General features: G+C 70.2%; 15 protein-coding genes. 9 read left to right on the top strand and 6 right to left on the bottom strand.

Annotated elements, in window-relative coordinates:
* Positions 1-9 precede the first annotated feature (9 nt).
* Positions 10-1,818, top strand: a complete 1,809-nt coding sequence (locus M2157_RS22420; RefSeq protein ID WP_280866057.1) for a 5'-nucleotidase C-terminal domain-containing protein — start codon at positions 10-12, stop codon at positions 1,816-1,818.
* Positions 1,819-1,920: 102 nt separating this feature from the next.
* Here the strand turns inward: M2157_RS22420 and M2157_RS22415 are convergent, their stop codons facing one another.
* Positions 1,921-2,208, bottom strand: a complete 288-nt coding sequence (locus M2157_RS22415; protein ID WP_280863441.1) for a hypothetical protein — start codon at positions 2,206-2,208, stop codon at positions 1,921-1,923.
* Positions 2,209-2,309: 101 nt separating this feature from the next.
* Positions 2,310-3,170, bottom strand: coding sequence for an NAD(P)H-binding protein (locus M2157_RS22410; RefSeq protein WP_280866056.1), 861 nt, complete (start codon positions 3,168-3,170; stop codon positions 2,310-2,312).
* A 183-nt stretch (positions 3,171-3,353) separates the two neighbouring features.
* Here M2157_RS22410 and M2157_RS22405 point away from each other — a divergent pair, with 183 nt between their 5' ends.
* Complete coding sequence (locus tag M2157_RS22405; protein ID WP_007383593.1) at positions 3,354-3,647, top strand: hypothetical protein; 294 nt, start codon at positions 3,354-3,356, stop codon at positions 3,645-3,647.
* Between the two features lie 3 nt (positions 3,648-3,650).
* Here the strand turns inward: M2157_RS22405 and M2157_RS22400 are convergent, their stop codons facing one another.
* The 3 genes from M2157_RS22400 to M2157_RS22390 all read right to left on the bottom strand — a co-directional run bounded on the left by M2157_RS22400 (position 3,651) and on the right by M2157_RS22390 (position 6,580).
* The gene (locus M2157_RS22400) at positions 3,651-4,301 is read right to left on the bottom strand and encodes a hypothetical protein (RefSeq protein ID WP_280863439.1); all 651 of its coding nucleotides are present in this window, start codon (positions 4,299-4,301) and stop codon (positions 3,651-3,653) included.
* Positions 4,302-4,431: 130 nt separating this feature from the next.
* Complete coding sequence (locus tag M2157_RS22395; protein ID WP_280863438.1) at positions 4,432-5,133, bottom strand: GntR family transcriptional regulator; 702 nt, start codon at positions 5,131-5,133, stop codon at positions 4,432-4,434.
* Positions 5,134-5,224: 91 nt separating this feature from the next.
* Positions 5,225-6,580, bottom strand: a complete 1,356-nt coding sequence (locus M2157_RS22390; protein WP_280863437.1) for an aspartate aminotransferase family protein — start codon at positions 6,578-6,580, stop codon at positions 5,225-5,227.
* A gap of 171 nt (positions 6,581-6,751) precedes the next feature.
* On the opposite strand from M2157_RS22390, the gene M2157_RS22385 reads away from it, so the two are divergent.
* The 4 genes from M2157_RS22385 (at position 6,752) to M2157_RS22370 (ending at position 9,816) form a co-directional block, all read left to right on the top strand.
* Positions 6,752-7,360 carry a type 1 glutamine amidotransferase family protein gene (locus M2157_RS22385; RefSeq protein ID WP_280863436.1) on the top strand — a complete coding sequence of 203 codons (609 nt, stop codon included), beginning with the start codon at positions 6,752-6,754 and terminating at the stop codon, positions 7,358-7,360.
* Complete coding sequence (locus tag M2157_RS22380; RefSeq protein ID WP_280863435.1) at positions 7,357-7,815, top strand: helix-turn-helix domain-containing protein; 459 nt, start codon at positions 7,357-7,359, stop codon at positions 7,813-7,815. Before M2157_RS22385 ends, M2157_RS22380 begins: the two co-directional genes overlap by 4 nt.
* Before the next feature lie 50 nt (positions 7,816-7,865).
* Complete coding sequence (locus M2157_RS22375; RefSeq protein WP_280866055.1) at positions 7,866-8,129, top strand: hypothetical protein; 264 nt, start codon at positions 7,866-7,868, stop codon at positions 8,127-8,129.
* Positions 8,130-8,253: 124 nt separating this feature from the next.
* Entirely contained in the window at positions 8,254-9,816 is a 1,563-nt protein-coding gene (locus M2157_RS22370) for a substrate-binding domain-containing protein (RefSeq protein WP_280866054.1), read from the top strand.
* A 21-nt stretch (positions 9,817-9,837) separates the two neighbouring features.
* On the opposite strand, the gene M2157_RS22365 is transcribed toward M2157_RS22370, so the two are convergent.
* On the bottom strand, positions 9,838-10,563 hold the full coding sequence (locus M2157_RS22365) for an SLATT domain-containing protein (RefSeq protein ID WP_280863432.1): 726 nt from the start codon (positions 10,561-10,563) through the stop codon (positions 9,838-9,840).
* A gap of 240 nt (positions 10,564-10,803) precedes the next feature.
* On the opposite strand from M2157_RS22365, the gene M2157_RS22360 reads away from it, so the two are divergent.
* From M2157_RS22360 to M2157_RS22350, 3 genes are all read left to right on the top strand, one after another.
* Positions 10,804-11,148: a YbaB/EbfC family nucleoid-associated protein gene (locus M2157_RS22360; RefSeq protein WP_069764530.1), complete on the top strand. Its 345-nt coding sequence runs from the start codon at positions 10,804-10,806 to the stop codon at positions 11,146-11,148.
* A 98-nt stretch (positions 11,149-11,246) separates the two neighbouring features.
* Positions 11,247-11,846, top strand: a complete 600-nt coding sequence (gene recR, locus M2157_RS22355; protein ID WP_020124031.1) for a recombination mediator RecR — start codon at positions 11,247-11,249, stop codon at positions 11,844-11,846.
* Entirely contained in the window at positions 11,839-12,498 is a 660-nt protein-coding gene (locus M2157_RS22350) for a DUF5063 domain-containing protein (protein WP_266515966.1), read from the top strand. The genes recR and M2157_RS22350 overlap by 8 nt, the downstream gene beginning before the upstream one ends.
* The last annotated feature ends 46 nt before the right edge of the window (positions 12,499-12,544 follow it).

Raw genomic sequence — 12,544 nt, 5'->3', positions numbered from 1 at the left:
AGCCCTGCCATGCCCGTCAGTCCCCTGAACCGTCGCGCGTTCGTGAAGAAGTCAGCGGTCACCGGTGCGGCCGTGGCCGTCGCGGGGACGGCGGGAGCTCCCGCCGCCCAGGCCGCCGAGCGCGAGCCGGTGAAGAAGAACCGCACCTGGTCGTTCTCCGTCCTCGGCACCACCGACCTGCACAGCCACGTCTTCGACTGGGACTACTACCTGGACAAGGCCTACTCCGACAGCAAGGGCAACTCCGTCGGTGTCGCCCGGGTCGCCACGCTCATCAAGCAGCAGCGCGCGGCCAAGGGCGAGGAGCACGTGCTGCTCGTCGACGCCGGCGACATCATCCAGGGCACCTCACTGGCGTACTACTTCGCGCGCGTGCAGCCCATCACCGACGAGGGCGCGCCGAAGCACCCGATGGCCGTCGCCATGAATTACATGCGCTACGACGCCGCCGCCCTCGGCAACCACGAGTTCAACTACGGCATCGAAGTGCTCAGGAAGTTCGAGAGCCAGTGCCGCTTCCCGCTGCTTGCCGCCAACGCCCTGGACGCGAAGACGCTGAAGCCCGCCTTCCAGCCGTACACCGTGAAGCGGATCTGTGTGCCGGGCGCCCCCGACATCAAGGTCGGCATCCTCGGCCTCACCAATCCCGGAATCGCCCTGTGGGACAAGGACAACGTCAGCGGGAAGATGGTCTTCCCCGGCCTGGTCGAGCAGGCGAAGAAGTACGTGCCCCGGCTGCGCGCGCTCGGCTGTGACGTGGTCTTCCTGACCGACCACTCGGGGCTCGACGGTTCCTCGTCGTACGGCGACGAACTGCCGTACGTCGAGAACGCCTCGAACCTCGTCGCCCAGCAGGTCCCCGGCATCGACGCGATCCTCGTCGGTCACACCCACGTCGAGGTGCCGTCGTACACGGTCAAGAACGAGGAGACCGGCGAGGACGTGCTGCTGTCCGAGCCGTACTGCTGGGGCTACCGGCTCAGCGTCTTCGACTTCGAGCTGGAACTCGTGCGCGGGCAGTGGAAGGTGACCAGGAAGACCGCCCAGACCCTGAACCCCAACACGGTCGACGAGGACCCGGAGATCAAGAAGCTCCTGGAGGCCGACCACGAGCTGGTCGTGAAGTACGTCAACACGCCCGTCGGCACCTGCACCGAGGACCTCTCCGCGGCGGACTCCTGCTGGCAGGACGTCCCCATCATGGACTTCATCCACCAGGTCCAGACGGACACCGTCAAGGCGGGCCTGTCGGCATCCGACGCGGCCCTCCCGCTGATCTCGGTCGCCGCCCCCTTCTCCCGCACCGCCGACATCCCCGCGGGCAGCGTCACCATCAAGGACATCGCCGGGCTCTACATCTACGACAACACCCTCTACGGCAAGAAGCTCACCGGCGCCCAGCTGAGGGACTACCTGGAGTACGCGGCGAAGTACTACCACCAGGTGCCGGCGGGCACGGCCGTGGACACCTCGACGCTGACCAACGCCAACAGCTTCTGGGACTACATGTACGACACCGCCGCAGGCGTCTCGTACGACATCGACATCGCGCAGCCGGAGGGCTCGCGGATCAAGAACCTGGCCTGCAACGGGACTCCGGTCACCGACGACCAGGTCTTCGTCGTCGCCGTCAACAACTACCGCGCCAACGGCGGCTCCGGCTACCCGCACATCGCCGCCGCGGACATCGCCTACAGCTCCACCAACGAGATCCGCCAGCTGATGATCGACTACGTGACCTCGAAGGCCACGCTGGACCCGAAGGACTTCGCGGTCACCAACTGGCAGCTGACCCAGGACGGTACGCCCGTGTTCTGACGGGACTCCGGTCGGCGGGCCGGAGTCTGCGGAGGCGTACTCCTTGACGTGGCCCTTGATACCGGGGCCCGAGATGCCGTGGTGGGCCGGTGTAAGGGTGGTTCAGGCGTGGGGGCGCAGGCGGTGGCCGGAGACCTTCTGGTACGCCGCCCCGAGCACCGCCGCGTTCACCACGGCCCCGACGACGATCCCGGCCCAAGCCAGTGCGCCCGGCAGCATCACGAACAGCAGCGAGGCCGGGGCCGTGACCAGGAACGCCCAGACCCCGGCGAGGCTCGCGTCGGCGTGCTCGACGAACAGCGCGTCCACACCGACCCAGCCGACGACGGCGGCCACGACGAGCAGGTAGCCGAGAGCGAGCGGGTTGAGGAAGTAGCGCGAGCCGTTCATGTGGACCCCCAGGTATCGGTCGGTGCGTCTGTGGTCCCCACGATGCCCGGCCCCCGCGACCACCGCCTGAGTCGCGGTACTCAACTCTTCGCGGGACGTACCTAGGCCCTCGGGAACTCCCCCGCGTGCGCTCGCGCCCACTGGGCGAACGTCCGCGCCGGCCGCCCCAGCACCTTCTCGACCGTCGGCAGCACCTCCGAGCCCCGGTCGCCGTCCAGGGTGCGCCGCATGATGGCGTCGACGACCTCGGGAGGGAAGCCGTAGCCCGACATCCCGGCACGGGCGGCTTCGACCGGGACGGAACGTACGCGCATGCCCCGGCCCAGGACCTCGCCGAGGATCGCCAGCTCCTCCGTCGGGGTGAGGGACTGCGGGCCGCTCAACTCGTGGACGGTACCCGCGTGTTCGCCGGAGCTGAGGGCCAGTGCCGCGATCTCCGCCAGGTCCGCCGGGTCGATGCTCGCCGCCGGGCGGTCCGCGAAGGGGATCGCCACCTCGTCGCCGGCCCGCAACTGCCCGGCCCACTGAAGGGCGTTGGACATGAAGCGGCCGGGGCGCAGCAGGGTCCAGTCGAAACCGCGGGCCGGGTCGGTCACCGCCGCCTCCGCCGTTCGCTGCCAGCGGGCGATCGGGTCGTCGCCCGTCCCGCCGTCCAGCGTGGACAGCTTCACGACCCGCCGTACCCCCGCCCGTTCCGCCGCCGCGGCGAGCGCGAGGTCATGGGTGGGCTCGGGGACCGTACCCACCGGCTGCGCCGACATCAGGAAGGCCCCGTCCGCGCCCGCGAAGGCGGCGGCAAGGCTCTCGGGGTCCGCCGCGTCGCCGTACACCGACTCCGCGCCATCGGGGAACCGGGCCTTCGCCGGCCGCCGGGTCATCGCGCGCACCGGCTCCCCGGCCGCCGTGAGCCGCCGTACCAACTCGCTCCCCACATGGCCCGTCGCTCCGGTCACCAGGATCATCGCGGTCTCCCCTCATGGATGACTCGTGGATGACCCCAGCCTGCGCGCGGAGGCGGCGGCCCGACGTCGCACCGGGGGAGGCCGTGCCGTTGCTCCCACGGGAGTAGCCAGGCAGAAAAGCCCTATACCGGACTATTCTGGAAGCGTGCATCTCTGCGTGTCGATCCGGAGAAGGTGAGTGCGATGCGCGTACTGCTCAAGGTGTCCATGGACACGGAGAAGGCGAACGAGGCCATCAGCCACGGCACCCTGCCGAAGCTGATCGAGCAGTCGATGGAACAGATCAAGCCCGAAGCCGCCTACTTCACCTCCGAGAACGGTCAGCGCACCGCCTACATGGTCTTCGACATGCAGGACAGCTCACAGATGCCGGTGATCAGTGAGCCGTTCTTCATGAACCTGGGAGCCAAGATCACCTACACCCCGGTGATGAACTACGAGGACGTGCAGAAGGGGCTTTCTCAGCTGGGGCGCTGACCCTCAGCTGAAGATGATCATCGAGCCCTGGGCGAGGCTCCGGGTCGCCGCCGCGTGCAGGCCCAGCCAGACATGGCGTTCACGGGCGAAGGGGCTGGGGTCGTACGGCGCGGGGACGGCCGGCTCCTCCAGCTCCGTGGGAGCGCGCGGCGGCTCGGGGGGCGCCGGGGGGTTGGCCGGATCGATGCCGATCACGGGGGCCACGAACTCCAGTTCCCGCAGCAGGGCCTGCGAGGAGCCCAACGGGCCGCCGCCCGCGAGGAGTTCGTCGCTCGCCAGCGGGTGCGGGAAGTCGACGGGGACGTACGCGCCCGCATGGTCGTAGTGCCAGACCAGATGGGACTGCTGGGCCGTCGCCTCGAACATCTCCAGCAACTGCTCGTAGTCACCGCCGAGTTCGTCGACCGGGGTGACCGGGAGCCCGCAGACCTGGAGCAGATAGGCGCGGCGCAGGAAGTGCAGGGCGTCGTAGTCGAACCCGGCCACCGGGGCGACCTCGCCGGACAGGCCCGGCATGTACTGGTACACCGGCACCGGCGGCAACCCGGCCTCGGCGAGCACCTTGTTGTATTGCGCGAGTTCCTCGGCGAACGGGTTGTCAGGGGTGTGGCACAACACGTCGACGAGCGGGACCAGCCACAGGTCACAGGCCAAAAGACAGCTCCTCGGATACTCGCGGTGCGCGGATGTCCTCACACGGTGGTCAGGGCAGGGTAATCGCTGGGGCCCCCGGGCGGGGCCCCTTGTGCGGGTCGTGGTGGTCCCTTACCCGTGCCGGAGACCGTCAGTCGGCGGTGAGGCCCTCGATGAGGGTCAGATAGTGGCCGTTGTAGGCGGTGAGGAGCTTGCGAGCGGTCGCGGTGTCCCGTCGGTACAGGGCGTCGGCGACCTCGGGGTGCCCGGACCACAGGCTGCCGCGCAGATCGGTGAGCCGGCGCAGGTGCTGGACCGTGCACACCCAGGTCTGGACGCGCAGCCGGTGCAGGAAGTCGGCGAGGTACGGGTTGCCGAACAGGACGCTCAGCTCGCGCCAGAAGCGCAGGTCGTAGCCGATCAGTACGGTCAGGTCGCCCGCGGTGGCGGCCCGCTGGGCCTCCTCGCCGCGCCGCCGTACGCCCGCCACGGCCGCGGCGGTCCTGGGCTCGTCGAGCTCCTGGAAGATGCGGTGGCCGGCGTCGAGCGCCTGGAACATGCCGTCCGTGACCAGGCTGCGGGCTTCGATCATGCCGCGGAAGTCGTCGAGGGAGTACTCGTGCACATGGAAGCCGCGGTGCTGGTCGGCCTCCAGGAGCCCCTGTGCCGACAGGTCGACGAGGGCCTCGCGCACCGGGGTGGCGGAGACGCCGTACTGCTCGGCGATCTCCTTCACCGTGAACTCCTGCCCCGGCTGGAGCCGCCCGGCCAGCACCTCGTCCCGCAACGCGTCCGCGATCTGCTGCCGCAGCGTACTGCGGGTGACGGCACCGTTGCTGCTGCTGCCGGGCATCGTCGGGCGCCTCCCTCGCGCAGGTGCAGATGGCGTGCTCGTACATATGTCTACGAGCACGCCACCTTACGCGTTCGAAGGCCCGGGGGGTTTACTCCGTGTACTCGTCGGCCACGGAGAGCGCGCTGTCCAGCGCGGCCAGCCCCTCCTTCAGCTCCGCCTCGCTGACGTTGCACGGCGGCACCACATGCGTCCGGTTCATGTTGACGAACGGCCAGATGCCCTGCTTCTTCGCGGCGGCCCCGAACGCGGCCATCGGCGCGTTCGCCTCACCCGCCGCGTTGTAGGGCACGAGCGGCTCGCGGGTCTCCCTGTTCTTCACGAGCTCCAGCGCCCAGAACATGCCGACACCGCGCACCTCGCCGACGCTCGGGTGCCGCTCGGCGAGCTCCCGGAGCGCGGGCTCCAGGACGGCCGTACCGAGGTGCTCGGCGTTGTCGACGACGCCCTCCTCCGCCATGACGTTGATCGTCGCGACGGCGGCGGCACAGGCCAGAGGATGCCCGGAGTAGGTGAGGCCGCCGGGGTACGGCCGTTTGCCGAAGGTCTCCGCGACGGCGCCGGAGATGGCGACCCCGCCGAGCGGCACGTATCCGCTGTTGACGCCCTTGGCGAAGGTCATCAGGTCGGGGGTGACGTCGAACAGGTCGGCGGCGAACCACTCACCGGTGCGCCCGAACCCGGCCATGACCTCGTCCAGGATGAAGACGATCCCGTACTTGTCGCAGATCTCGCGGACACCGGCGAGGTAGCCGGGCGGCGGGACCATGATCCCCGCGGTGCCGGGGATGGTCTCCAGGATGATCGCGGCGACGGTGGCCGGACCCTCGAAGGCGATGGTCGTCTCCAGGTGCTCCAGCGCCCGCGCGGTCTCCTGCTCCTCCGTCTCGGCGTAGAAGCGGGACCGGTACAGGAAGGGCGCCCAGAAGTGCACGACCCCGGCGGAGGCGCTGTCGGAGGCCCAGCGCCGCGGATCCCCGGTGAGGTTGACGGCCTGCTGGGTGCCACCGTGATACGACCGGTAGGCGGACAGCACCTTGGCCCGCCCGGTGTGCAGCCGTGCCATCCGGACGGCGTGCTCGACGGCGTCGGCACCGCCGTTGGTGAAGAAGATCTTGTCCAGGTCCCCGGGCGTCCGCTCGGCGATCAGCCGGGCCGCCTCCGACCGCGCCTCGATCGCGAAGGCGGGCGCGAAGGTCGTCAGCGTGGCCGCCTGCTCCTGTATCGCGGCGACGACCTTCGGGTGCTGGTAGCCGAGGTTGGTGTAGACGAGCCCGCTGGTGAAGTCGAGATAGCGGTTCCCGTCGTAGTCCCAGAAGTACGACCCCTCCGCACCGGCGACGGCGAGCGGGTCGATGAGCTCCTGCGCGGACCAGGAGTGGAACACATGAGCACGGTCCGCGGCCTTCACGGCGGCGCCGACCTCGGGGTGTGGCTGAGGGGTCATACGAGTGAGCGTAAATGTCCGCGATGCGGAAGCGGTATCGGCGTCCTGTCTGTGGACGGCGGCTTTCCACGACAGGTTGTCCAGGGCCTGACCATTGACAGTTTGCTGTCGAAATGACAGCATGTTGTCATCTGGCCGGAACGCAAGGACCCAGGGTCCGAGGAGGAAGCCATGAGCCGCAAGCCCGTGCATCTCGCCGTGTACGACACCTACGCCGACTGGGAGACGGGGCACGCCACCGCCTATCTCGCCCGCGCCGGATACGAGATCCGGACGGCCGGGCCCTCGCGCGAGCCGGTGAGCTCCATCGGGGGCCTGCGGGTGCAGCCCGCGTGCGCCCTGGACGACGTACGGCCGTCCGAGAGCTCCCTGCTGATCCTGCCGGGCGCCGATCTCTGGGACACCAGTGACGACCTCGCCCCCTTCGCCCGCAAGGCGCGGGAGTTCCTCGACGCCGGGGTTCCCGTCGCCGCGATCTGCGGGGCCACCGCGGGGCTCGCGCGCGAAGGGCTGCTGGACGACCGGGAGCACACCAGCGCCGTGTCCTTCTACCTGGCGGCCACGGGGTACGGCGGCGGCGAGCGGTACGTCGACGCGGACGCCGTGACCGACCGCGGGCTGATCACCGCCGGGCCCACCGAGCCCGTGGCGTTCGCCCGGGAGATCTTCCGGTTGCTCGGGGTGTACGAGGGTGAGGTGCTGGACGCCTGGTACCGGCTGTTCCACGACTCCGACGCCGAGGCGTACGCCGTGCTGGAGAAGGCGCAGGCGTCCGGGTGAGCCGGGAGCGGCAGGATCTGCTCAGCCGCAGCGCCCTCGGGGTGTTCCGGCTCAACGGCCAGTTCCTCACCGTCGCCGAGGAGCTGGCCGGTCCGTCCGGGCTCACCGCCGCCTGGTGGCAGGTGCTCGGCGCGGTGCTCGGTCAGCCGCTGCCGGTAGCCGGGATCGCCCGGGAGATGGGCATCACCCGGCAGAGCGTGCAGCGGATCGCCGATCTGCTGGTGGAGCGGGGGCTGGCCGAGTACCGGCCCAACCCCGCCCACCGGCGCGCCAAGCTCCTCGCGCCGACGGAGCAGGGGCTGGCCGCTGTGCGGCGGATCGGGCCGGGCCACGAGGCCTTCGCCGACCGGCTCGCGGAGGCCTTCGGTGAGTCCGAACTCGCCGAGGCCGTAGGGATGTTGGAGCGGCTGTCCAAGGTGCTCGACCAGATCTCGACGGGGGACGGACGGACGTAGACACTGGTCTTCTGGTCGGGCAGGTGTGCGGTCTCGGGGGAGGGCCTGCGATGGACGAGCCGGAGGAACACGCCTCTGCCGAACCCGAACACCACCACTCGCGGGAACGCCACTCGCCCCGTACGTACCTGACCCCCTACGTGCCGGAGCCGGAGCCGGAGGGGGAAGCGGCGCACCGCAGTCGTTCCGTCACGGCCGCCCTCGTCGCCGTCGCGCTGGTGGTCGCCGTGGGTGCCGGCGGCACCGTCTACGCCGTCCTGGGCGACGGCTCCCACGAGACACCGACCGCTCCTTCGGCGCCCGCCTCGCCCTGAAGTCCCCTCCCGCGTACGCCGGTTGAACGTCGGACGAACTTCGTCCCACCGGCCCACCAGGGGCACTCGCACAGTCGTACGGTGATCGTACGAGCGAACTGCGGGAGTTGCGGGGGCACCCACAGTGGAGTGGTTGAGCGCGGAGAACTTCGTGGCGGTGGGTACCGCCTTCCTCGGCATCGTCGCGTCCGGGGTCATGGTCTGGTATGAGCGCCGGGTGCCGCGCCGAAAGCGCATCGGCTACCGCGTCCAGATGGACAACCCGATCGGGGACGACGTGCGGCGGGGGCGGGCCAACGTCAGACTCGGCCTCTTCGACGAGGCACCGGACATGTCGGACGCCACCCTCGTCCTCCTGCGCATCGAGAACGACGGCTCGCAGGGCATCGACCGCGACGACTACACGGGCCCCGAACGGCACGGCCTCACCGCGGTGTTCAGCGACCGCACGGTCCGCGGGGTCTCGGTCACCCAGCCGATCGACACCGACCACCTCATGGACCACTTCACCCCCGACCGGGGCTTCGGCTACGAGGACAACCGGCTGCGCATCCCCCGCGTCCCGCTCAACCGCGGCGAGCACTACAAGCTGCTCGTGCTGCTGTCCGGCGGCGACGTGGGCCGTCCGATCCGGATGATCGGCGGCATCCGGGACGGCGAGGTGCACCCCAACCGCAGCGCCACCCCGGACGAGATCCCGCCCGTCCTCAGTCCGGCGGCACGGATCTTCACCGGGCTGCTCACCCTCTCCGTCCTCGTCCTCGCCACGATCGTCGTCGCCCGTGACGACACCCCGCCCCCGCTCGGCTGCGAGAAGGGCACTCTGACGGTGACCGGCTCCACCGCCTTCGCCCCGGTCATCGAGACCCTCGCGAAGGAGTACGAGCAGGACTGCGAGGGCGCCGACATCACCGTCGAGGCGCGCGGCAGCGAGGCCGGGGTGTCCGCGCTCGCCGCGACCGGTGCCCGGTCGGCGAAGGACGCGCGGTCCGTGATCGCCTTCTCGGACGGCCCGATGGGCGACCGGCTGGGCCTGCACGGCGAGAAGATCGCCCTCTCGGTCTTCACCCTCGTCGTCAACGCCGGCATCGACCTCGGCCCACGCGGCCTGACCCGGGCCGAGGTGGAGCGCCTCTACCGGGGCGAGGTCAGGCGCTGGAGCGACCTGAACGCCTCCCGCCCCGCCGGTCTCCCGCGCCTGCCCGACCTGCCTGTCGTCCTGGTCAGCCGGGACGCGTACTCGGGGACCCGGCAGATCTTCCAGGACCGGGTGCTGGCGGGCGCCTGGGAGATGACCCCCACGACGTCCCTGGACTGCGACCCGCTGACGGACAAGGCGGTGGCCGCCGCCGCCCGCGCCCCCGTCACGCGCTGCGAACTCGCCTCCACGGAGGACGTGCTGGACAAGGTCGCCGCCCAGCCCGGCGCCCTCGGCTACAGCGAGCTCACCCTGGCCACCGGTCACGAGGGCGTACGCCGGGTGCCGCTGGACGGCGAGGCGGCCTCGGCCGACCACCTCGACCAGTACCCCTACCGAGGTGTCGAGTACGCCTACACCCACCGCTCCCCGGCCCCCGGTTCTCTCGCCGCCGGCTTCCTCGCCTACCTCGACGAGGGCACGAGCCAGGACGTGATCCGCGAACAGGGACATCTGCCGTGCGGGCGGGCGGTGGGGCTGTGCGACTGAGCCCGTGCGACCGAGCGAGGGTCACCTGGGCTCGGGCGGCCGCTGCCGGGGCATGTTCGGGCGGGCGGGCGGACCCGGGGGCAGGGGGAACCGGCCCTGGGCGGCACCCGGGTCCTGCCGTCCCCCGGACGTCACCGCCCCCTGGATACCCATAGGAGTGGACCCGTTCCGGAACTCCACGATCCAGTCCGCCGTCTCGACGCGGATCAGCTCCGTCACGTCCTCCGAGAAGCGGCGCAGAACCCCCAGACAGCGCTCGGTCGCCTCCGCCGCCGTGCCCTCCGTCGGCCCGAGCACCTCCCGCACGCTCTCCGAGGCCCAGTCGAACTGCAACGCCAGGAGACGGCGCTGGACGGCCTGTGCGGTGGCCACGTCCCTTATCCAGCCGGAGGTCACCCCGAAGTACCGGTCGACGCCGACACAGGCCACCGCGAGCAGCAGTCCGAGATAACCCCAGGCCGCGACCCCGGCCCCCGCCACCCCCGTCAGATCCAGCAGCGGCAGCACGGCCCCGGTCACCGCCCCCGCCGCGGCCCCGCCCCGCAGGGCCCGCGCGCCCCGTCGCTTCCACACCCGGTCCGCGAGATACCAGGCCGCCGTCTCCAGCGCCCCGTGCTCCACCCACCGGTACAGCTCGTCCAGCCGCACGGCGGGCTCGCCCCAGTCCCCGAGCGGAAACGTCCGCCCGGCCAGATCGGCCCGCCCGTCCTGGGGCAGGCCCTCGGGCTGCATCTCCGGCTGACCCACCCGGCGCTCCCTACTGATCGGTCACCCTGCGTGACGCCTGATGCTGATGTGCCGGACCCTTCCTACCGCCCAATGGGTGGCGAAGGGGGTTCTTTGGTGTCTTTTCCGCTCGGAAGAGGGCCTTGATCAGGTATAGGCCTGTACGCCGACTCACTCGAAAGAGTGCTGGGGCGACGGCCACGTGGAACACGTAGGCTCGTCACAGACGGAAGACCAAGGCGGAAAGCACAGGAGCTGATCGTGATCCCCGGTGGTGGCCAGCCCAACATGCAGCAGCTGCTCCAGCAGGCCCAGAAGATGCAGCAGGACCTGGCGAACGCGCAGGAGGAACTCGGCAGGACCGAGGTCGACGGCCAGGCGGGCGGCGGTCTGGTGAAGGCCACCGTCACCGGCGCCGGAGAACTGCGCGCGCTGAAGATCGACCCGAAGGCGGTGGACCCCGAGGACACCGAGACCCTCGCCGACCTGATCGTGGCGGCGGTCCAGGCGGCCAACGAGAACGCCCAGACCCTCCAGCAGCAGAAGCTCGGCCCGCTCGCCCAGGGCCTCGGCGGCGGCAGCGGTATCCCCGGGCTGCCTTTCTAGGCGAGGGGCGTGTCTTTACCCAGTGCCCGTCTTTCTTTGGCGGGCATCGGCCAACTAGCGTACGTACTGCAAGGAACCCCAGGAAGGACGGCAGTCCGTTGTACGAAGGCGTGGTTCAGGACCTCATCGACGAACTGGGGCGGCTCCCCGGCGTCGGTCCCAAGAGCGCCCAGCGGATCGCCTTCCACATCCTCCAGGCGGAGCCGACGGACGTACGGCGCCTCGCGCAGTGCCTGATGGAAGTCAAGGCGAAGGTCCGCTTCTGCGCGACCTGCGGCAACGTGGCCCAGGAAGAGCTGTGCAACATCTGCCGCGACACCCGCCGCGACCTCTCCGTCATCTGTGTGGTGGAGGAGCCGAAGGACGTGGTCGCCATCGAGCGCACCCGTGAGTTCCGTGGCAAGTACCACGTCCTGGGCGGCGCGATCAGCCCGATCGAGGGTGTCGGTCCGGACGACCTGCGGATACGAGAACTTCTCGCGCGGTTGGCCGACGGGACGGTCACGGAGCTGATCCTGGCCACCGACCCGAACCTGGAGGGCGAGGCCACGGCGACGTACCTCGCCCGCATGATCAAGCCCATGGGCCTCAAGGTCACCCGCCTGGCCAGCGGCCTCCCGGTGGGTGGCGACCTGGAATACGCGGACGAGGTGACCCTCGGCCGCGCCTTCGAGGGGAGACGACTCCTAGATGTCTGACGCCACACTGCACGCGACTGCCCAGGACCCCGACGACTTCGCGGTCCAGATCGCCGACCAGGTCGAGAGCTTCCTGGTGGCCGTCATGGAGGTGGCGAAGGGCGACGAACCCGACTCGGCCGTCCCCTTCCTCCTCCTGGAGGTCTCCCAGCTCCTGCTGGCCGGCGGCCGCCTGGGCGCCCACGAGGACATCGTCCCCGACGAGCGCTACGAGCCCGACACGGGCCCGGACGCCGACGTGGACGAACTCCGCGAGAACCTCGCCCGGCTGCTGGAGCCGATCGACGTCTACTCCGAGGTCTTCGACCCCTACGAGCCCCGCAAGGCCCCGGTCCCGGCCCGGATCTCCGACGACCTGACCGACGTCATCACCGACCTGCGCCACGGCATGGCCCACTACCGCGCGGGCCGCACCTCGGAGGCGCTGTGGTGGTGGCAGTTCTCGTACTTCTCCAACTGGGGCTCCACGGCGTCGGCGACGCTGCGCGCGCTCCAGTCGGTCGTGGCCCATGTCCGCCTGAACCAGCCCCTGGAGGAACTGGACGGCCTCGACACCGACCAGGCGATGGGCGACGAGACGCTGGAGTTCGAGGCGGGCAAGGTGATGGTGGAGGAGATCGCGGCTCCGCTGGGGCTGCGATCCCCGAAGTAGCCTCTGTGTGACGGGAGTCATACGAGAGGGCTTCTGAAACGGCGTA

This window comes from Streptomyces sp. SAI-127 (genome assembly GCF_029894425.1).
Taxonomy (GTDB): Bacteria; Actinomycetota; Actinomycetes; order Streptomycetales; family Streptomycetaceae; genus Streptomyces.
Note: the sequence above shows the minus strand (reverse complement) of the source record. Positions and strands in the feature narration are given on the sequence as shown.